The organism is Fibrobacter sp. UWR3 (genome assembly GCF_900143055.1).
Taxonomy (GTDB): domain Bacteria; phylum Fibrobacterota; class Fibrobacteria; order Fibrobacterales; family Fibrobacteraceae; genus Fibrobacter.
In genome coordinates, this window is record NZ_FRCW01000002.1 from 50,522 (window position 1) to 70,369 (window position 19,848).

Here is a 19,848-nt window from a genome sequence, read left to right on the forward strand (position 1 = left end):
CGGGTTTAAAAGATGCTCGCCTTCGCGAGCATGACGAAGGAATGTGTCGCGAGCATGACGAATTCCATCTAGAACAGCGTCTTGACGCCGAAGCCGATGATACCGTCGAGATAATCGCAGCCGTTGCGGAGCGCATAATACAGGTTCACACTCCAGTTGTTGCGGTACTGCGTAAACCCGATGCCGTAGCCCTGCTCGCGTGCCCAGCCGTGGCCGGGTGCGAGCCTGCGGTACAGTCCCGGCTGGTAGAACGCCTCGATGCTCAGGTCATAACCGTCCTGCCACAGGAGGGCAAATTCCGAAAGCCCGTAGGCGCGACTGCGGAGCATGCGGTACTGCATTCCCTTGAAATCGCCCGGGCCGCCAAGCGCAAACAAATCGCTGCGCCGGAGCGTCGCCCCACTCGGGAAAATTCCGCCCGCCATGCCGGCAAAGCGCGCAATGAAGTTGCCGTACAGCGGGTAATACGCCATTACGTTCGCCTTCGCCGCGAGGTAGTTGTCGAGCGAATCGGGCCGGGCCATCTTCCATGTGGCAGAAGCATCCATTCGCCAACCACTGCGGGGTAATACAAACCGGTCAAGCGACACGTAAGACATTTCAAAAGAAGTGTGCTTGTCGTCTTCGCTTATACCGAAGAACACGCCGATGCTGAAATCGAACCCGATATCGCGCGTGATTCCCGCCTCGCCCACGATAACCCTCTCGACCGTTTCCTGCGTAGCACCGGACGTGTCGGCGACATCGGCAATGTCGCCAGCATCGGCTGTACCGCCGTTCATGCCGTCTGCGGGTGCATCAAGCGTCTCTTCGTCAAAGTTCCCGCGCACCACTACGTTCCAGGCGGTCCCTAGAATCCAGGGCTCCTTGTAGCTGCCCGAAAGGTGCCGCGTATTTTCGCCCGTAAAGCCTTCCAACTGCAGGTCGCGCGCAGTTCCCGCGATGTTGTACAAGTTCACGTCCAGCTTGCCTTCCCACACGTTGTCCTCGCTGGAATAGGTCAGCACGCCTTCCGCTTCCGACACGTTCGCCTTTCGCATACTGAACACGGGTACAATCCTGTTTCTTGCGGGGTCGCGGAAGAGGCGCGTAGGAGCCGTGCGGTTGTAGTACCCGATGCGCGAAAGCCTGCGCTCGCTGCGTTCCAGGTCCGTGAGAGACACAGCCTCTCCCGCCTCGATGCCGGAGAGTTTCGCGAACACCTCGCGTTTTGTCCCGCTGGAATCGAGATTCTCGGGCGGAGCCCACACGTAACCCGCGCCCCGCTGGATTTCAATTTCCAGCACATTCCTTTCGCGCAATTCGCCCGCGGGCGATTCCGAGCCCGCAGCAACACCCGAATCCGCGGGCACGCTCGTTCCCGCAACAATGCCCGAACCCGCGGGCACGCTCGTTCCCGCAACATCACCCGAATCCGCAGGCATTCCCGAACCCGCAATTACCTCTGAACCCGCGGGCGTCCCTAAACCCGAAATTTCTTCCGAATCCGCACCCACAGCCACGTGCCGGACTTCGCCCCGCACGTGCGCCGCGATGAACCCCTGGTCCTCGTAGTAGCGCGTAAGCTTGGCGGCGGCAGCCTTCCACGCGTCGCAAGGCTGCCCGAGGGCGCCCTTCATCAGTGTCTCGTCAAAAGCGGTATGTTCGCCCTTCCATGCAATGCTGTCGACGGTACACGCGCCCTCGCCCTTCGCAAATGCGAAGGCCGCCAAGAGCAATATGCATACCATCAACTGTCTCATACCATATCCTAAACTACAATTTCCTTCAATCACTTTTCAACTAGATCCTGCTCCTTCGAACCTAACTCAACTAAGTCAACAAGTTGACTAGTTTCGTATATCGACTCCGCAACTACGTTGCTCCGCTCAGGATGACACACCCCACACTTCACATTCCACATTACACATCATTCATTCTCCATCATCCATCATCCATCATCCATCATCCATCATCCATCATCAATTATCAATCATCCATCATCAATCATCAATTATCAAAACATCGCCCTCGCTTCCATCGAAAGTTTCTGGAAAATATTCTCTTCCGCATCACCGAAGCGCAAAACATAATGCAGTCCAAAAGAAATGTTCTGGTTCACCGACAACTGCGCCGAAGCCTCCAGGCGGTACGTCATGCCCGCGCTGTAGCCCGACATCATCTGGTATGGGATATTATCGTCGGTTTCTACCCGCACCGTCGAGAATCGCGCAAATCCGTCGAACAACTTGGTTCTCGTATAGCCGAACCGCAGGCTCGCCTCCCAGAGATACGCGTCAAATTCATTGCCAGCAATTTCTTCGCCGGAGCCGTAACGGTAGCGGCCACCAGGTTCAATACTGAATCCATCCAAGAAACTGAAACGGTAACGGCCGGCGACACTCTTGATATTCCATTCCAAGTCCTGCAACGCCTGCAGTTCCACGTTTTCCGTAAACGCTTCCGCCCCCACATAATGGTTATCGTTTATCCTGAATCCGCCCACAATTTCGTGATGGAAAACCGACTCGTAGTATTCGATAAACGAAAGCTTCTTGTCAAACGCGGCAGAAGGCTTGTACGCGAGCGTCGCTCCCGAAGGGTGCGCCCATTCCACATTGCCCGTCCACTGTATGGAACCCGAAGAAAAATCACTGAGCGTAGACGGCAATACCATCGGGAAGTAGATTATCTTGCCCGACGTATCTTCGGTAACCAGGCTGAGCGTACCGCCTAGCTTTATATCGCGAAGGATTCCGTAATCAATGCCGAACGCACGACCGGGAGACCACTCGAGACTCGCGTTAAAACTCGCGTTCGAAGCAAGCACCGCCCCGATGGAATCGTTACGGCCCATGCCCTCGTACACGAAGTCGCCGTTGTCCACGCCCTCGATAAACGCGCCCGTCAAACTGTCGTACCGCACATCGCCCGTGCCCTTCGCCACCGCCTTGTATATCGCCGTGTAGGTCTGTTCCTCGGTAAGCCCCAGTTTGTACGAAACATTCCCTTGTATTCCGGTACGCTCGTTGCCGAATTTTGCGTTCAGGTCGCCCGCCCAGGCGTGTTCCTCGCCCGAAGCCTCCAGGTCGCGGTGCTCGTACTGCAAAAAGTGCGAAAGATCAAAATCCTTGAAGTGCATTTCCGCCGACTGCGTCCACCTTATCTGCCTCAGGGAATCGACCCAGTCGTCGAAAGTTTCTTCTCCGGGCTCAAAGTAGGAATCACCGCCGTGGCTTATTTTCCATACTTCGACAACCTCGCGCACATTCCAGGAACTTGCGGCAAGCACGGTACCCACATTGCCCCGTAGCGAAAGTTCAGCATCGTCAAGCGATGCGCTATCACGTTCGGTATAGCGGATATCCGCCCCGACAAGGGGCTGCACCAGGCCGCGGATCCACTTCTCGGAGAACATGCCCTGGAAACGCCGGCGCTCCGCCTCCGCCTCGCTCTGCACATGCACGAGGGAAATTTCCCCCACGCGGTTTTCTTGCTTGTGAAGCAGCGTTCCCTTTATGCGCGAGGAATTCCAGTTCATGTCATCGCCCTGGCGGTAACCCCACGACAAGTTGCCCGACCATTCCGGCCCCAAGCGGACACGCATCGCGAATTCATCGTGCCTGTAATTCCCGCGGGAAAGCAAGGAACTGTCCAGGTCCCACTCATCTTTTAACTTGTACGAACTCCAGTCGTCATCGCTCCCCTTGAAGCCTGTAACATCAAAGCCGTTCTCGACATAATTGCCATACACGGAAAAAGCCACCGGGAAGCGTTTCATCGCCGCAGAAGAATCCGTTGTCAAGAACCAGCGGAAGGCGCGGCCCTCGGGCCCACCGATGTTTTCCGAAACCGTATTGGAATCACGCCGCGACATGGCCAGTTCAAGGTCAATAAAATAGCGGTGCCTCCCCTGGAATCGCAATCTTGCTGCAGCCGCATCTACCTTCGACGGGCGGGATAGGCTCCCGAGCGAATCGTCTCGAACAAGTTCACTTCCGTCATCATTTTTCAACTGCGCATAGTCTTCGTCGGTCCATACGCCCTTCTTTAAGCGGCTCACATCATTTTCCAGGCGGAAACCCGATACGTCCAGGTATAAATTCGGATGTCGGAACTTACCCGTAGCCGCATACAGGTTCTCGATTTGGTCTTCATCGTAAGCATCGTACTCCACGCGGATTTCATCTTCGATACCTGGCATGCGGAGTCCCTTGAAATTCAGGAGGCCGCCCGCATAGTTCACCTCGTAATCGGTACCCCTCTGCAACTTTTCGCCATTCAGCCATACGGATTCGGAACCGGGAACCACCGAGATGTATTCACCGAACCCGCTAAGCGCATACCCTTCGCGCTGTCCGCTCACTCCGTTGAACGTACGCACAATGCGGTTTGCCTCACCCGTACCTGCCGCCGCCCGCACTTCAGACAAATTTGTCTTAAACCCAACCATTGCCCCCAGTGTACTCCGTTCTATCGACATGAGTCCCAGGTCAAAGTCAGTCCAGGTAAGGTCACCCAGGTGTAGCATCCAATGCCTCGAAGTGGCGCGGAAATACACCTGGTCCACTTCCTGCAGTGTCGCCGTGGTCTGGTCGCCCGCCTTGCGGTCCACGTCGCTGAGCAATGCGTCGATATACACGCTATCGCCCACATAGCCCATTATGGAAAGCTTGAGCATCTGGTCGACCTGCGTATCGCCGTCGCCCACCGTCACCTGCATGGTCTTGATTCCGTGCGTCTCCAGGTGTGACTGCGTACCCGCCGAATCCTGCGCAACAGGCTCAACACCTCGCACGAGAATCTCGGGGTTCCACACCGGGAGCGAATCAATATCGAGAGCGAAGGCCTCTACCGCCACAAAGGCGCCCACAAGAAGCATTCGCCACATAAGGCTACCTATCGGATTCTATCCGGAATTGCTTGCTAGATAAAAGCTTACGCCCGGCAACCAGGTCAACGCTCCACTCTCCGGGCTTGAGCAACTTGGGGGCGATTTCGGTATGGCACACGCTAAGGGTCGACTGCGACTGTCCGCGTGGATCCATGCCCTTGCGGGTTTCCTCGGTCTTCAGGATGCAGGGCACCTTCTGGATGGTATCCGTGCCCCAGAACCAGATATGCAGGAGCGTATCGCCGGAATAGCTCACGGCGTTCGAGATCGTGGAGTAGAAATACAGGCGCGTCGTTTCTTCAAAAACAGTATCTACGCCGAAGGGAGTGCCGCGCACCACGTCACGGCATACCACGCTCTGCGCAGGGGAAAGTTCCGCTCCGTAGAAATTCTGGTACGAGGAGTCCTCCATCCAGAAGTTGACGAACCGGTGAACGAAAAAAGCAAAAAAGACAAGCGCCACGACGACGGTCGTCTTTCTCAAGTTGCGAAGTGGCGGAAGGCCTGCCACGGGAAGGGCTCCTACCTGAGTTTACTCGTGTTCTGCGTGAACGCGGGAACGGCATCCACAAGTTTTTCGACCAACAGGCGGTTGAAGTCGTCGATGCGGTTCGGGAGCCTGGAGCCCGGGAAGACCTGCACCAGCAGTAGCGCCTCGTCGACCGGGGAAATGTAGATGGAGCGGTTTTCGCCCGAATAGGATACGGACTGGAACGTTTCGCCGCCAAGCATAAGTCCGACCTGCTTTGCAGAGTCGAATGACGCGGTGCTGAGCACGGCAAGCGGAGTCGCATCGATACCGAGAGAGCCAACTTCGGCGATAATGGAACCATCACGATGGCAGAGTACGATATAGTCAGCCTTGACGCTCGCCTGGTAAGCGAGCATGAGCCTGCGAACCTTACCTACGTCATCAGAATAAATCGTAAAATCACTCATTCAAACCTGCTACGATAGTCGTAAACTACTTCTTTTTCGGCACGTACGGGCGCAGTTCGATTTCATCGTCCGACACCTCCGCATTGCCCTTGTCCACTACGCGGCCAAACGTCGGCATGCGCGGGGGTTGCGGCACGGCACGGGGCCTGCCAAACGGGGACGACACCGGTTTCTGGAACGGACTGCCACCGCTAGACGGCATTGCGCCGACAGGGGGCTTGGCTGCGAACGAGGGCATCTTGAACGGGGTCGCTGCCGCGGGAGCGGCGGGAGCGGCGGGCTGTGCAGGTGCCGCCTGCGATACGGAAACGCCTTCCTTGGTGAGGTTCACGTCGTGCACGCCCGTGTTGTTCACGCTTTCGGCCGCCTTGCGGAGGAACCCTTGCTTCACGTTGAACTTTTCAATCACGAGCATCGCTATAGTCTTGAGGGTCGTAACCACGCCCTTGCCGTTGTGGGCCGTAGCCGGGAAGAACGGCACGTTGCGCGGGTTGAGTTCCGCGTTCATCTCTTCGAGGGTGAACACGTTCTCCATATCGCGCTTGTTGTACTGGAGCACGAACGGCATATCGTCGAGGTCCATGCCGTAGTCCTGCAGGTTCTGGCGCAGGTTCTGGAGGCTTTCGAGGTTTTCGGCCTGGCGGGAGCGCTGCGAGTCAGCGACAAACACGATACCGTCTACACCGCGGAGCACGAGCTTTCGTGTACTGTTGTAATAAACCTGGCCGGGGACCGTGTATAACTGGAAACGGGTCTTGAAGCCTTTAATATCACCAAGATTCAGCGGAAGGAAGTCAAAAAACAGCGTGCGGTCACCTTCGGTAGCCAACGACACCATGTCCGTGCGCTTGTCCGAAGGCATCTTCTGGTGGATTACCTGCAGGTTCGTGGTCTTGCCACTAAGACCCGGTCCGTAATACACCACCTTACAACTGATTTCGCGTGTTGCAAAATTGATTGAAGACATTTCTAATCCTTGATACTTGTCCGTAATCTAGTAAATTATCAATCAATGATTTAGCGATATTGTCAAAAAGGGCGTTTTTTCGGAATTTTCGCCACTTTTGAGAAGTTCATCACATATTTATGCACATCTCAAAAAACACAAAACACCGGTGCAGGGGTATGCACCGGTATTAAACCGGACTAAGCCGTTTGCCTAACGATTAGGCGAAGCCGTTAACGAGCTTTGCGACCTTGGCCTTGTAGTTGGCGGCACGGTTCGCATTGAAGCCAGCGCGGCTCTTGTTGGCAGCAACGTCCAACAGACGGAAAAGCTTCGGCATTTCGGCAAGGGCGGCATCCTTAGAGGTAGCAGTACGGATGACCTTGAGGCTTGCGCGAATTTCTGCGCGGGCAGCACGGTTCATGGCATTGGCCTTTTCGGCCTGACGCAAACGCTTTTTGCAAGATTGATGTTGAGGCACCTTATATCTCCGGGTAAAACCTACTTAAAATTTTTTGTAGGGACAAAGATAGTAAAGAATGGGAATTTGTCAAGCCCCCAAATTGGGCGAATTTGCTAAATTTTAGCCATTATGATGCCATTCGTGAACCTGACAGCGCAAAGAGAGGCCTATCGAGAAGAACTCGAGACCGCAGAACGCGCCGTTCTGGACAGCGGATGCTACATCGGCGGGCCGGAAGTGGCAGCCCTCGAGAAGGAACTTGCGGATTATTGCAATTCCGGGAATTCGGACGCCGGAAGTGACGGCGCGAAACCCGGAAAGCAAGGCTTTTTTGGCGGAAAGGAAAAACATTTTACGGGAAAAGACCACGCGGAACCCGAAACCAGGGCCATCGCATGCGCAAGCGGCACCGACGCCCTCACCATCGCGCTCATGGCCCTCGGGATTAAACCAGGGGACGAGGTCATCGTACCCGACTTCACGTTCATTGCGCCGGCGGAATGCGTCGCTTTTTTGGGCGGCACACCGCGTTTCGCGGACATCGACCCCGAAACGCTCCTGATCGACCCGGAAAGCGTAAAGGCGCTGATCGGCCCCAAGACGCGCGGGATTATCGCCGTGGACCTGTTCGGGCAAGTTGCGGATTTCAACGAGCTATGGGAAATCGCCGTCGCGAACGACCTCTGGCTTTTAGAAGATGCAGCACAGGCATTCGGGGCGACATTCGCTCCGTGGGAAGGCATATCCCCAAACAAGCCCTGGCGCGCCGGCACCATCGGCAGCATCTCGATCACGAGTTTCTATCCCTCGAAGCCGCTGGGTTGCTACGGCGACGGCGGTGCGCTGTTCACCAGCGACCCGAAGTTGGAAGCAAAAATCCGGCAAATCGCGAACCACGGGAGCAGGGAACGCTACCTGCACGAGACCGTGGGCATGAACAGCAGGCTCGACGCATTGCAGGCCGCCATCTTGCGGGTCAAGCTCCGCCACCTCGAAGAAGAACTGAAGGTGCGCCGTGAGAATGCCCGCAAGTACGGCGAGTTTTTTGCGGAATACAATGCGGGTCTTCGCGCTTCCGGCGACATTGACGGCGCAAAGGTCGTGCCGCAGAAAATCGAATACGGATGCACGAGCACCTACGCACAGTACACCGTGCTGGCCGACGACCGCAAAGCATTTATCAAGAAGCTGGACAAAGCGGGAATCCCGCACTGTATCCACTACCCCATGCCGCTGCACAAACAGCCCTGCTTCAGGGGGCTCGCACAGGGCAGCGAAAACAGGAACGCCATCATGGCGAGCCAGAAGGCAGTAAGCCTCCCCGTCTGCGCCTTTACCGATGTAGATTTCATCATAAACAAGCTGAGGTCCGTCCTATGAGAAACACAGGCCTGATACCCGGAATCGCCAACGACAAGACTCCCCGCAAGGTCTCTGAGTCCGCGCTGGAATCGCACGCCATCGTGCACCCCGTCGACACGAACGCGCTGAACAACGCCTTCGGGGGCTACCTGATGAGCCTCATGGACGAAGCCGCCTGCATCGTCGCCTTCAAGCACGCAGGCCGCAAGGTGAACACCGTCTCCATCGACGGCGTGCGGTTCTTCCGCCCGACGGCGGTCGGCACCATCCTCAATATCCACGCGAGCATGAACCGCGTGTTCAACACCTCCATGGAAATCGGGCTCAAGATAACCGAAACCGACCCCGAGAACGGAGCCGAACTCCCGGTCGCGCACGCCTACTTCACGTTCGTCGCCATCGACGACAACGGCAGGCCCACCGCCACTGCCCCCGTGGAACCCGATTCCGACGAAGCCCGCCGCCGCTACGAACAGGCGCTTGTCCGCCGCGAAGCAAGGATTGAATTGGGGAAGAAACTCCAGTAAAAGATCCTCGCCTTCGCGAGGATGACATTCCAGTGAGCGAGGATGACGTTTTAAACTGTATACAGGCGGAACCATTATTTATGTTCGGGGCTCTTTCGCGGGCCCCTTCCCATTTCTAAAATTGTGCCATGCGCGGACCCCAAAAAGACGTCAAAGACCGCTCCCTGATAAGCCTTTCCTGGCCGCTTATCCTCACGTTCGCCGTGGGCATGATCCAGCCCATGATGGACAGCTGGTTCCTCTCGCGCACTTCCGAAACTGCAGCCGCCGGCGTCGGCGCCATGCTCCCGATTCTCGGGGCGCTCTTTACCGCACTCCACGCCTTCGCGCAGTCCGGCGCAAGCATCGTCTCGCAGTACATCGGCGCAAAGCAGAATAGCCACGCAAACAGCACGCAGACGATGGTCCTCTTCGGGAGCATCTTGCTCGGGGTCGCGCTCACGCTCGTCATCTTCCCGCTTTCGGGCCATATCCCGCAATGGATGGGCCTCACCGAGGAACCCGCGAAATACGCGATGATGTTCCTGAGCGTCGTCTCGTTCGGGTTCGCCTTCCGTGCATTGCAGACAATCCTCACCGCGCTCATCGCTACGCACGGCCTTACCGTATGGAACCTCGTGGGCAACACGCTCACCATCGCGAGTAACGCCGGCCTGAACGTCGTGTTCCTCGAAGGGTATTTCGGGCTTCCCAAGATGGGTGTTTACGGCGTGGCCCTCGCGACAGCGCTCTCGTGGCTGATATCTTCGGGCATCTTGTGGATGGTGCTCAAGTTCAAGGTAAAGCACCAGAGCAGGGCCCGCGACTGGAAGCGCTCCCGCATACTCCTCCCCGACTGGATCCGCATCGGCCTCCCCGCCGCCGCGGAGCCCATCAGTTTCCAGCTTTTCCAGGTATTCATCACCGCGATGGTCGTGTACGTGGGCACCACCGCGATGACTGCCCGCGTGTTCGCGGGTAACTTCGCCGCCCTTTCCGTGATTCTCGGGGTTGGCCTCGGCAGCGGAAACCAGATTCTCGTGGCGCATCTCGTGGGCGCGCACGATTTTGTGAAGGCGAACCGCCGCGTTTACCAGACGCTCGCCGTGGGCATCACAAGCGGGCTCTTGCTCTCGATAATCGTCGCGCTTTTGGGCGAACACCTGCTACGGCTCTACACCGACAATCCCGAAGTTCTCAGGCTCGGCAAGATTTGCCTCTGGTGCGACGTGGCCGTACAGCCGTTCAAGGCGGTGAACTTCATCCTCACCACATCGCTGCGTGCCGCGGGCGATTCCAAGTTCCCCGCAATTGTCGGAAGCGGCATGATGTGGACGCTCGGGCTTGCGACTTCGCTTATCCTCGCGTTTGTCGTGGGGCTAGGCCTCCCCGGCCTCTGGCTCGGCATGGCGAGCGACGAATTCTACCGCTCGTTTGCCAACATCTGGCGCTGGCGCAGCGGCCGCTGGAAAAGCAAGGCCGTGGTTTAGTCCCTTACGCAGCGGACAGACATTGCACCGCTTTTATAATAATCGCTCCTTTGCGCGCCCATATAATTAAAGCCCAATTCAATATTATATGCGTCAGTACGCAAGATAGCAATATCTCCCAAGACTTCAGAAGCACTCCAATAAAAGGCAAAGCGCCCCACCCCATCAAATTTATCAAAGTTATCCCTTCTACCCGAAGGCCATCCTGAAAAGGCATAGGCATCTATACCAACTATGTTATCATCGTAAACAAACCATTCTGTAGTGGTCTTTAGCATTCGACCCGCATAATAGTCACCACCGACATAAGCAACCATATCGTCCCATTCACCTATACTAGGCAGGTGCCAGCCTTTGGGGCAAACGCCTCGCACGGGATATGTCGATGAACAAATACTCTTATAGCCACATTCAGCCCCATCTGCACTAAATACCGCAACACTATCCATTGCAGCACTCCATATGTACAGCCGACCATATCTTTCACAATACTCGGCAGAATCGTTATAGCAAAAACTACTTGAATCCAGCTCAGTTGTTGGTTGCAAATATGCGTAATTCAAGTTCTCCGCCATCCACCACTGGTCACCAATTTTTACCGTCTTGTATGTCTGACCATCACGGTCATCCACCAACTCGCCGTATTCGCAGTTGTCTTCCGTTTCTGTTTTGCAGCCTATTCGTGAACTAGACGAAGACTCCACAGAACTGCTGCTGGATTTAGTACTGCTACTGGACCCTTCGACAGGCTCAGGGACCTTTGAGGAACTGCTCGACTTCGGTGTGACGCTGGACGAAGACCCGTCATCGCAGTCCTCGCACACGCTCGACGACGACCCGTCCGAAGGCCGAGTCGCGAAACTGCTATCGTCGTCGCCACAGGCGACAAAGAAAAGCGCCAAGAAAAGCGCAAATACAAGATGCATGGATCCTCGCCGGAGCCTGTCCTGAGCTTGCCGAACGGGCGAGGATGACCGCAATCCAGGATGACACCACAAATTCTTCATAATTTCTCCTAATCCTTGACGCAACGGACCGCAACCCCGAAGCTCTTAAAGTGGCTGTTCAGGTCCGCAATGTCTTTGTCGTAAAGCAAGCTCATAAACAACGCATTGTTGGGGTCGTTTTCAGAAGAACTCCAAAAAAATGCGTTATTGCCCTCACGAAAGTGGTAATTCATATCGTAGTCCATGATGCCAGTAGAGATTGCAGAAAACCCGAAATCATCCGTGCCGTTGCCACCATCATACCAACTGGACGTAGCCTTTAATTTCAAGCCTCCAGTTGAAGAACCCCCGACCGCCGTGAACAGGTTTTCGAATTCGGTTACACTAGGCAAGTGCCAGCCACTAGGGCAAGCGGATGACGCCGCAGCCCAAGTGTAGAGGCGACCATACATGGTACAATTGCGTTCCTCATGGTCGAAGCAAAAACTAGAGTCCGTTCTGAAGTTGAGATTCTCTGCCATCCACCACTGGTCACCAATTTTCACTGTCTTGTAAGCCTGACCATCGCGCACATCCACCAACTCGCCGTATTCGCAAGTGTCCGTGCTATCGGTTTTGCATGGAGTCGCCAAAATGACCGAACTAGACGAAGACGGCTCCACCAGACTGCTGCTGGACTCTTCGACAGGCTCAGGGACCTTTGAGGAACTGCTTGACTGCGGGGTAACGCTAGACGAAGACTTTGAAGCATCGTCCTTGATACAACGGACCGAAACAGGATAGTCCTTACTGCCGGTAAACTTGGACATTTCCGCCTTGTCCCATTGGTTGCACAAGAACACTTCATACGCATCAAGGCTCCTGCGCTGTACAGAACTCCAGAAATACGCGGCTTCGCCTTCGTCGTAATACCCATCGTCACCCAAAAGGCCTGCAGGGAGCGCCGAGAACCCAAAATCATCCGTGCCGCCGCCTTTTTCACCTTTGTAATCATACCAACCAGACATGGACTTGAGTTTTTTACCAGCGATTTCTCTACCGCCAACCGCGGCAAGTAAGGTTCCCCATTCCGTTGTGTCCGGCAGGTGCCAACCGTTAGGGCATATCCCGCGCACGGGATAAATCGGCGAGCAATCCTTCCCAAAACGGCCACAACCCTTGCCGTTCGTGCTCCATGTCCCTGCACTATCCATTGCATCACCCCAAGCATAAAGGCGCCCGTACTTGACGCAATTGGGATTTCCATAACTGAAGCAATCGCTACTTCCAGTTTCGTAGTTCAAGTTCTCCGCCATCCACCACTGGTCACCAATCTTTACCGTCTTGTATTTTTTGCCATCGCGGTCGTCAGTTAATTCGCCGTATTCGCAGTTGTCTTCTGTCTCTGTTTTGCAGGGCGTTGCCAAAGTGACCGAACTGCTGCTGGATATAGTACTGCTACTGGACCCTTCGACAGGCTCAGGGACCTTTGAGGAACTGCTCGACTGCGGTGTAACGCTGGACGAGGAACCATCTTCGCAGTCATTGCACACGCTCGATGAAGAATCGCCCGAAGGCGGGGTCGTAACATCGCTATCGTTGTCGCTACAGGCGACAAAGAATGCAGCCAAGATAAGCGAAAGTACAAGATGTATGGATCCTCGCCAGAGCCTGTCCTGAGCTTGCCGAACGGGCGAGGATGACCGCAATCCAGGATGATACCACAAATTCGTCATATTTCCTCCTTTTTCCATTATCTGCATAAAATATAAGATATCCTTTTACGCTCAAAATACCGAAGTGGCGGTGAAATCGGAACTTTTTTGCTATTTTCACCGCCATTTTGTTAGTTTATTTGCAAACATTCGGCAAAAAATGAAGTTCTTCCGCAAATATTGGCGGTGAAATTCGCATTTTCTACCCCATTTCACCGCCGTCAACACCCTCCGCGACAAGAAAAAGATACATTTCAATACACACAAGTTAATTTCTGGCGGTGAAATCGACACTTTTTACTCCATTTCACCGCCACTTTCACATTTTTTCATATTTTTCTGATTGTGTGAGCATGCGAAGCGCCCCTCGTAGCAAACATTACCTGAATAAAAGCAGTTTAATCTTTCCCCTGCAGTTTAAAGGAAATTCGAAGTGACTAACAGTCACGAGGATTTCCTCCCGCCGCTCATTCCCTACATGCGCCATAGCAATAAACTATTCCCAAACAGAGACTTTATCGTTTTTTTTTGCGGAGAGGGGCAATTCGCAAAGCGAACACTGGAACGAAGTGATTGTGTGAGCGTGCGAAGTGCCCCTCGTAGCAAACATTAATCAAACAAAAAAACTATCTTTGGCGCATGCCCTTTTACCCGGAAGATGTCATTCAGCAGCTGAAATCGCAAGCGGACATTTCGCTTGTGATTCAGCAGTTCTTGCCGCTGAAACGCTCCGGCACAAACCGCTTCGTGGGCGTATGCCCCTTCCACGACGACCACTCCCCCTCCATGACAGTAAACCCGACGCTCGGCATCTACAAGTGCTTTGCCTGCGGTGCGGGCGGCGACGTCTTTAAGTTCGTGCAGGAACACGAGAAAATCGACTTCAATGGCGCCGTCGAGTGGGTCGCGAACTTCGTCGGGTTCAGCCTTCCCAAGTTCGCATCAAAAGAAAACGCGGAAGTGCAAGAAGAAAAGGGCATGATCCGCAAGCTGAACGAACTTGCCTGCAACTGGTTCGAGCAGCAGCTCTCGCTGAGCGAGAAAGCCCTCGAATATCTCGCAAAGCGCAACATTTCGGAACAGACGCGCAAGCAGTTCCACATCGGCTACGCCCCCGACAAGCGCGAAGGTCTCATCGCCTATGCGGCAAAGAACGGCTTTTCGCCCAAGGACTGCCTCAGGGCGGGCCTCGCCGTCGAAAAGAAGAACGGCGGAATCGACGACAAGTTCCGCGACCGTCTGATGATTGCCATCCAGAACCAGTCGGGGACAGTCGTCGCATTCGGGGGCCGCGACCTCGCGCCCAAGCAGGAAGGCTTCGAACGCCCGAAGTACATGAACAGCCCGGAAACGCCCCTCTACAACAAGAGCGAAATCCTCTTCGGGCTCAACCACAGCCGCACTGCCATCGCAAAGGAGAATGCGGTCATCATCGTGGAAGGCTACTTCGACCTCATCAGCCTCTATCAGGGCGGCGTGCAGAACGTGGTCGCGGCATCGGGCACCGCCCTCACCGAATTTCACGCGAATATCCTCGCCCGCTACGCGAAAACCGCATACCTCGTGTTCGACGGCGATGAGGCGGGGCGCAAGGCAACACACCGCACCATCGAGATTGTGCTCCCGAAGGGAATCGTACCGCGAATTTTCGCGCTCTCCCGCCCCGACGGCACAAAGATTGACCCGGACAACTTCGTGAACGAGCAGGGCGCCGAAGCGTTCCACGAGCAACTAAAGGGCGCAGAGGACTGGCTCAGTTACCTTTCGCACAACAGCGACCTCCAGGGCATCGAGGACCGCGCGAAATTTATCACTTACGTGAAATCCGTCGTCAAGAGCATCCAGGACAAGGAACTCCAGAACCAGTACGTAGAACTCATCGCCGAACGTTTCAACACGAAGCCCACGCTGGAAGGCATCCAGGGAATCCGCCCACAAAAGAAACCCAAGACAGCCGCACCCCAAGCCCCGCAAGATATCGCGGAATACGCGGAGTACGGCGACGTGCCGCAACAGTCTGCCGAACCCGAACGCGTCCCGTGGGAACTCCTCTCTCCGCTCGAGGTGCGCTTTGCAAACCTGCTCGTACGCAACCCCACGCTTTTGGACCGCGCCTGTGAATACTTTGACGTGGAACTCGCCGCAAGTGGCATACAGTTCTTCGAATCGAGCATCATCGACGAGTTCGTGAACACGGTCATCGCGGGCTACACCGAAACAGGTTATTTTTCGCCCCAGACGCTCTACGAGCAACTTTCCCCGCTGCTCAAGCAGTTCATGGAAAACCTGCCCGAAGAAACGTGGACCAGCCCGAAAGAAATCTACGAATTCTACGAAAGCCTCATGGTGTTGAACCTGCGGCTCTGCGACCGGTTCCGCAAGGGTATTGCGCTCGACACGCCCGAAGGCGTGCAGAAAAGGCTCGACCTGAACAAGTTCATGCAGAACATGGAAAAACTCTACAGCCTCTACAAGCAGGGCAAGCTTTCGCTCGACGCACTCGCCGACCAGCTTATAAAAAGTAAACAACCGCTATTACATATTCTAGCCGCCACGCAAGGATAGCCCTATGTTATCAATCAAGAATCTCAAAGCAAGCATCGAAGACGGTACACAGATCCTCAAGGGAATCAACCTCGAGGTGAAACCGGGCGAAGTCCACGCCATCATGGGCCCGAACGGCTCGGGAAAGAGCACGCTCTCGAAGGTCATCATGGGCCACCCCGCCTACCACCTGGACGAGGGCAGCGTAGAACTCGACGGAAAGAACCTGCTCGAGATGGACATCAGCGACCGCGCAAACTCCGGGCTGTTCATCAGCACGCAGTACCCGACCGAAATCCCAGGCGTGAACAACGTGGAATTCCTGAAGATGGCGCTCAACAGCAAGCGCGCGTACCTCGGCCAGCCCGAGATAAACGACAACGACTTCAAGAAGCTTTGCGAAGAAAAAATGCAGTTGCTCGAAATGGACGAGCGTTACCGTGAACGCGGCGTGAACGACGGCATGAGCGGCGGCGAAAAGAAGAGGAACGAAATCCTCCAGATGGCGATTCTCGACCCGAAGGTGAGCTTCCTCGACGAGACGGACTCCGGCCTGGATATCGACGCACTCCGCATCGTGGCAAACGGAATCAACCACATCATGAGCCCCGAAAAGGCGGTTATCCTGGTGACGCACTACCAGAGGCTCCTGGACTACATCAAGCCCACCTACGTGCACGTACTGCGCCACGGCAAAATCATCCTGAGCGGCGGGCCCGAACTCGCCCTCAAGCTCGAAGAACAGGGCTACGACTGGATCGAGGAATAACGATGGACGCCATTACCCGCATAAAGCAACTGGGAATGCCCCGCAGGAACAACGAACTGTGGACGTTCTTCCCCGTGGCAAAGATTCCCGCGCCCGAATTCCCCGACGCGTGCACCTGCAGTGACGACTTTGCAGAAGAAAACGACTTCGCGGCACTCCTCCCGGTGGCGCAGAACGCCCGCACGATGGTCCAGAACATCGCCGACGGTTCCGAAGAGATGGCGATGCTCAAGTGCAACAACGACTTCGGGCATACCGTGCTGAACATCGGCAAGAACGCAAAAGTGAGCATCGAGATTCTCGACAACAAGGTGATGCACCCGATTTGCGCGGAACGGTTCGACGTGAACGTGGGCGAAGGCGCCGACGTGGAGATATTCTTTGCGAACCCCGCGAACGACCTGCCGCTCACCTTCAGGCATTTCCGTATTACGCAGGCAGCCGGCAGCAACGTGCGCTTTTCGGCCATCGAGCGCGGGAACGGCATTACCCGCGTGAGCATCGACGCCTTCCTGAACGCAGCAGGGGCAAGCTTTGACGCACGCACGCTGAATATCCTCGGCGGGGAATCGTCGAGCCACCACAGGCTCCACATCTACCACAACGCCCCCGAAACCACGAGCACGCAGCTTTCGCGCAACCTGCTCGACGGCAACGCAAACGCCAGTTACGACGGAAGCGTCATTGTGAATGCGGACTGCACCAAGGCCTTCTCGAGCCAGCTCGTGAACACCATCCTGCTTTCCGAAAACAGCAGCGTTTCCGTGAAGCCGGTGCTGAAAATCTACCACGACGACGTGGAATGCACGCACGGCAATACCGTGGGCGAACTCGACGCCGAGCAGATGTTCTACCTGGTAAGCCGAGGAATCCCCGAAAAGGCGGCCCGCAAGATGCTCATGAACGCCTTTGCGTTCGACACCTTTGCGCCCCTGCCCGAAGGCCCCGCAAAAAAGCGCCTTTTACAGGAAATCTAAGCGAAAACTTCGGCAAAAAAGTTTGCCTCGCGCCGAAATTCTCACAAAAAAAGGCCACCTCTCACGCAAGAGGCGGTCTTTTTTAGGAGTCGATTGGAAATTTTATGAGAGAGTATTAAGAAGGTAGAGTGTTACGCCCATGAAGGCAACCATGAAGTTCGCGAAGAACGTTCTAGACGCGAGATCTTTGAGAATTGTTGTCATCATTTTATCCATCCCTTATCCTTACGCTCCATAATATAAAATGTAATATTCCATTTTCAAAGTAATGAAAATCACACTGCGATTTGCGTCACGCGAAATGCGAACGATCCTTGACAAGCGGGAACCAAGTTCCCAATTTTTCGCTACTTCTTCTCGTTCTCGATAATCTTGATGGGTTCGTCCATCATCTTCTCGGCAATAACTTCGGGCGTCTCTTCGGCAATCGCGGCGTTGGATTCCTCGGGCATCCAGGGCTTGTCGAGGCTCTTTTCCCAAGAAACGGTGGGCGCCTGCGGAACCTCGTGCGAGGCATCCACCACAGGCAGGCCAAGCAGTTCACGCGCACGGTTGAGCGCCGCGTCGATGTTCCCGAGGGCATTTTCTTCACCGAGTTGCTTGAGCACGCCGGCACGCGTCAAGGCCACCACGGGCTGGGCATGCACGCCACTGAGCAGGAGCTGCGTCCCTTCGCGGTTGCAGCGGTTCAGCAGGTCCTCGATCATCTGGATGCCTGCGGCATCGATGCTCGACACGCTACGCATGCGCAGAATAAGAATCTTCGGCTTGTCCGAGATGCGGGCCATCGTGTCCTTGAACTTGTCGACCGCGCCAAAGAACAGCGAACCGGCCAACTCATAAACCACCACGCCCTTCGGCACCTGGCGGCTGAGCTCGTTGTGCGCGGCCTCCTCGTCGTCATCCTTGAGGGCCTCGGTCACCGTTTCCATCTCGGACACATCGCTCATGCGCTTGATAAACAACACCGCCGCAAGCAACACGCCCACTTCGATTGCCACAGTGAGGTCGATAATCACCGTGAGGGAGAACGCCACGAGCATCACGATAATATCGCTCTTGGGCGCCTTGAACATCTTGATGAAGCTCCGGTAGCCGCACATGTTGAACGCCACCTGGAAAAGCACTGCAGCAAGCGCCGCCATCGGGATCATTTCGGCATACTTGCCGAGCACGAGCATAATGAGCAGGAGCACGACCGCATGCACCAGGCCCGAAACCGGGCTCACCGCGCCGTTACGGATGTTTGTCGCGGTACGGGCAATCGCGCCCGTCGCGGGGATACCGCCAAAAATCGGGGAAAGGATATTCGCCACGCCCTGGCCGAAAAGTTCAGTATTGGAGCGGTGCTTGGTGCTGGTCATACCGTCGGCAACGACCGCACTTAGCAGGGACTCAATGGCACCGAGGATGGCAATCGTCAAAGCCGGCTGGAACACCTTCTGCATCATCTCGATGCTTATGTTGGGCAGGTGCGGCACCGGGAACCCGCTCGGGATATGGTTCTTCATGCCGATGGTCACCACGCCGTGGCCCGTAAGCGGGTCATCCCAGCCAAGCACCTTCACCATCACGGTCGCGACGACAATCGCGACAAGCGAGCCCGGAATCTTCGTGGTGATCTTCGGCCACAGGATGCAGACCGCAAGCGCCACGAGACCCACAATTACCGCATACATGTTCACGGTATCGAACGAAGTCGCATACAGCTTGATTTTCCCGATGGCATCGGCCGGGTCCTTCGCGAGGAAGCGGAGCCCGAAGAAGTTCGGGACCTGGCCGAGCGCGATGATGATGGCGATACCCGCGGTAAAGCCCACGGTTACCGGGTACGGAATGAACTTGATTATTGCACCGAACTTCGCGATGCCAAAGATAATGAGCAGGATACCCGCGAGGAGCGTCGCGGAAGCCAGGCCGTCGTAGCCGTACTGGCTTACGATACCGTAGACAATCACGATGAAGGCACCCGTGGGGCCGCCAATCTGGAAACGGCTACCGCCCAGCAGGGAAATTGTAAAACCCGCTATAATCGCGGTGTACAGGCCCTGTTCGGGGCCCACGCCCGAGGCGATGGCGAATGCGATGGCGAGCGGGAGCGCGAGGATTCCCACGATAAGGCCCGACATCAGGTCGCTCACGAAGTTTTTCTTGGTGTAACCCCGGCGGAGTACCCGGACAGATTCAGGGGTTACGGTCGCTTTTACGCCCAGTAGGAAGTTCTTGAACGATTCCTTGGCGTGAATATTGGTCATCTGGCACTCCGTGATTTAAAGACGGCGCCAAATTTAGAAAAATTTACACGTTTTGTGTAGGGGGATTTTACCCGCAATTTTTT

General features: G+C 55.5%; 15 protein-coding genes and 1 pseudogene. 7 read left to right on the forward strand and 9 right to left on the reverse strand.

Translation table 11 applies throughout. The annotated features are described in order from the left end of the window. Positions 1–68 precede the first annotated feature (68 nt). From BUA44_RS02390 to rpsT, 6 genes and pseudogenes are all read right to left on the reverse strand, one after another. Positions 69–1,742 (reverse strand): BamA/TamA family outer membrane protein, encoded by a 1,674-nt coding sequence (locus tag BUA44_RS02390; RefSeq protein ID WP_143151834.1) that lies wholly within the window; start codon positions 1,740–1,742, stop codon positions 69–71. A gap of 254 nt (positions 1,743–1,996) precedes the next feature. Continuing rightward, positions 1,997–4,870 carry a hypothetical protein gene (locus tag BUA44_RS02395; protein ID WP_072808138.1) on the reverse strand — a complete coding sequence of 958 codons (2,874 nt, stop codon included), beginning with the start codon at positions 4,868–4,870 and terminating at the stop codon, positions 1,997–1,999. A 4-nt stretch (positions 4,871–4,874) separates the two neighbouring features. Continuing rightward, the gene (locus BUA44_RS02400) at positions 4,875–5,384 is read right to left on the reverse strand and encodes a hypothetical protein (RefSeq protein ID WP_072808141.1); all 510 of its coding nucleotides are present in this window, start codon (positions 5,382–5,384) and stop codon (positions 4,875–4,877) included. Positions 5,385–5,395: 11 nt separating this feature from the next. After that, positions 5,396–5,812: a roadblock/LC7 domain-containing protein gene (locus BUA44_RS02405; RefSeq protein ID WP_072808144.1), complete on the reverse strand. Its 417-nt coding sequence runs from the start codon at positions 5,810–5,812 to the stop codon at positions 5,396–5,398. A 403-nt stretch (positions 5,813–6,215) separates the two neighbouring features. Further along, positions 6,216–6,779: pseudogene (locus BUA44_RS16110) on the reverse strand (ATP/GTP-binding protein); the annotation flags it as partial. 199 nt (positions 6,780–6,978) lie between these two features. Next, positions 6,979–7,239 carry a 30S ribosomal protein S20 gene (gene rpsT, locus BUA44_RS02415; RefSeq protein ID WP_072808151.1) on the reverse strand — a complete coding sequence of 87 codons (261 nt, stop codon included), beginning with the start codon at positions 7,237–7,239 and terminating at the stop codon, positions 6,979–6,981. A 111-nt stretch (positions 7,240–7,350) separates the two neighbouring features. Between rpsT and BUA44_RS02420 the strand changes: the two genes are divergently transcribed. From BUA44_RS02420 to BUA44_RS02430, 3 genes are all read left to right on the forward strand, one after another. Beyond that, a complete protein-coding gene (locus BUA44_RS02420) occupies positions 7,351–8,601 on the forward strand; it encodes a DegT/DnrJ/EryC1/StrS family aminotransferase (RefSeq protein WP_072808154.1) in 1,251 nt (416 codons plus the stop codon). Then, positions 8,598–9,110, forward strand: a complete 513-nt coding sequence (locus BUA44_RS02425; protein WP_072808157.1) for an acyl-CoA thioesterase — start codon at positions 8,598–8,600, stop codon at positions 9,108–9,110. The genes BUA44_RS02420 and BUA44_RS02425 overlap by 4 nt, the downstream gene beginning before the upstream one ends. 128 nt (positions 9,111–9,238) lie before the next feature. Then, on the forward strand, positions 9,239–10,579 hold the full coding sequence (locus BUA44_RS02430) for an MATE family efflux transporter (RefSeq protein ID WP_072808160.1): 1,341 nt from the start codon (positions 9,239–9,241) through the stop codon (positions 10,577–10,579). Here BUA44_RS02430 and BUA44_RS15530 read toward each other — a convergent pair. After that, positions 10,576–11,211, reverse strand: coding sequence for a fibrobacter succinogenes major paralogous domain-containing protein (locus BUA44_RS15530; RefSeq protein ID WP_178348726.1), 636 nt, complete (start codon positions 11,209–11,211; stop codon positions 10,576–10,578). The two genes, BUA44_RS02430 and BUA44_RS15530, sit on opposite strands and share 4 nt — an antisense overlap. Before the next feature lie 37 nt (positions 11,212–11,248). Here BUA44_RS15530 and BUA44_RS15535 point away from each other — a divergent pair, with 37 nt between their 5' ends. Beyond that, positions 11,249–11,530, forward strand: a complete 282-nt coding sequence (locus BUA44_RS15535; RefSeq protein WP_178348727.1) for a hypothetical protein — start codon at positions 11,249–11,251, stop codon at positions 11,528–11,530. Positions 11,531–11,594: 64 nt separating this feature from the next. Here the strand turns inward: BUA44_RS15535 and BUA44_RS02440 are convergent, their stop codons facing one another. Beyond that, entirely contained in the window at positions 11,595–13,241 is a 1,647-nt protein-coding gene (locus BUA44_RS02440; protein WP_255370431.1) for a fibrobacter succinogenes major paralogous domain-containing protein, read from the reverse strand. A gap of 618 nt (positions 13,242–13,859) precedes the next feature. Between BUA44_RS02440 and dnaG the strand changes: the two genes are divergently transcribed. Genes dnaG through BUA44_RS02455 form a run of 3 tightly spaced genes read left to right on the forward strand, consistent with a single transcriptional unit; the run spans position 13,860 to position 17,510 of the window. After that, positions 13,860–15,785, forward strand: coding sequence for a DNA primase (dnaG, locus tag BUA44_RS02445; RefSeq protein WP_072808170.1), 1,926 nt, complete (start codon positions 13,860–13,862; stop codon positions 15,783–15,785). A gap of 4 nt (positions 15,786–15,789) precedes the next feature. Next, positions 15,790–16,533 (forward strand): Fe-S cluster assembly ATPase SufC, encoded by a 744-nt coding sequence (gene sufC / locus BUA44_RS02450; protein ID WP_072808173.1) that lies wholly within the window; start codon positions 15,790–15,792, stop codon positions 16,531–16,533. Between the two features lie 2 nt (positions 16,534–16,535). After that, positions 16,536–17,510, forward strand: coding sequence for a SufB/SufD family protein (locus tag BUA44_RS02455; protein ID WP_072808176.1), 975 nt, complete (start codon positions 16,536–16,538; stop codon positions 17,508–17,510). A gap of 347 nt (positions 17,511–17,857) precedes the next feature. Here the strand turns inward: BUA44_RS02455 and BUA44_RS02460 are convergent, their stop codons facing one another. Further along, entirely contained in the window at positions 17,858–19,765 is a 1,908-nt protein-coding gene (locus tag BUA44_RS02460) for a SulP family inorganic anion transporter (RefSeq protein ID WP_072808179.1), read from the reverse strand. Positions 19,766–19,848: the final 83 nt, after the last annotated feature.

What these genes read in the sequence shown, in the direction of transcription:
- BUA44_RS02390 (WP_143151834.1), bottom strand. Translation starts at nt 1,742, where the DNA reads ATGAGACAGTTGATGGTATGCATATTGCTCTTGGCGGCCTTCGCATTT.
- BUA44_RS02395 (WP_072808138.1), bottom strand. Translation starts at nt 4,870, where the DNA reads ATGTGGCGAATGCTTCTTGTGGGCGCCTTTGTGGCGGTAGAGGCCTTC.
- BUA44_RS02405 (WP_072808144.1), bottom strand. Translation starts at nt 5,812, where the DNA reads ATGAGTGATTTTACGATTTATTCTGATGACGTAGGTAAGGTTCGCAGG.
- BUA44_RS02420 (WP_072808154.1), top strand. Translation starts at nt 7,351, where the DNA reads ATGATGCCATTCGTGAACCTGACAGCGCAAAGAGAGGCCTATCGAGAA.
- BUA44_RS02425 (WP_072808157.1), top strand. Translation starts at nt 8,598, where the DNA reads ATGAGAAACACAGGCCTGATACCCGGAATCGCCAACGACAAGACTCCC.
- BUA44_RS02430 (WP_072808160.1), top strand. Translation starts at nt 9,239, where the DNA reads ATGCGCGGACCCCAAAAAGACGTCAAAGACCGCTCCCTGATAAGCCTT.
- BUA44_RS02440 (WP_255370431.1), bottom strand. Translation starts at nt 13,241, where the DNA reads ATGACGAATTTGTGGTATCATCCTGGATTGCGGTCATCCTCGCCCGTT.
- dnaG (WP_072808170.1), top strand. Translation starts at nt 13,860, where the DNA reads ATGCCCTTTTACCCGGAAGATGTCATTCAGCAGCTGAAATCGCAAGCG.
- sufC (WP_072808173.1), top strand. Translation starts at nt 15,790, where the DNA reads ATGTTATCAATCAAGAATCTCAAAGCAAGCATCGAAGACGGTACACAG.
- BUA44_RS02455 (WP_072808176.1), top strand. Translation starts at nt 16,536, where the DNA reads ATGGACGCCATTACCCGCATAAAGCAACTGGGAATGCCCCGCAGGAAC.
- BUA44_RS02460 (WP_072808179.1), bottom strand. Translation starts at nt 19,765, where the DNA reads ATGACCAATATTCACGCCAAGGAATCGTTCAAGAACTTCCTACTGGGC.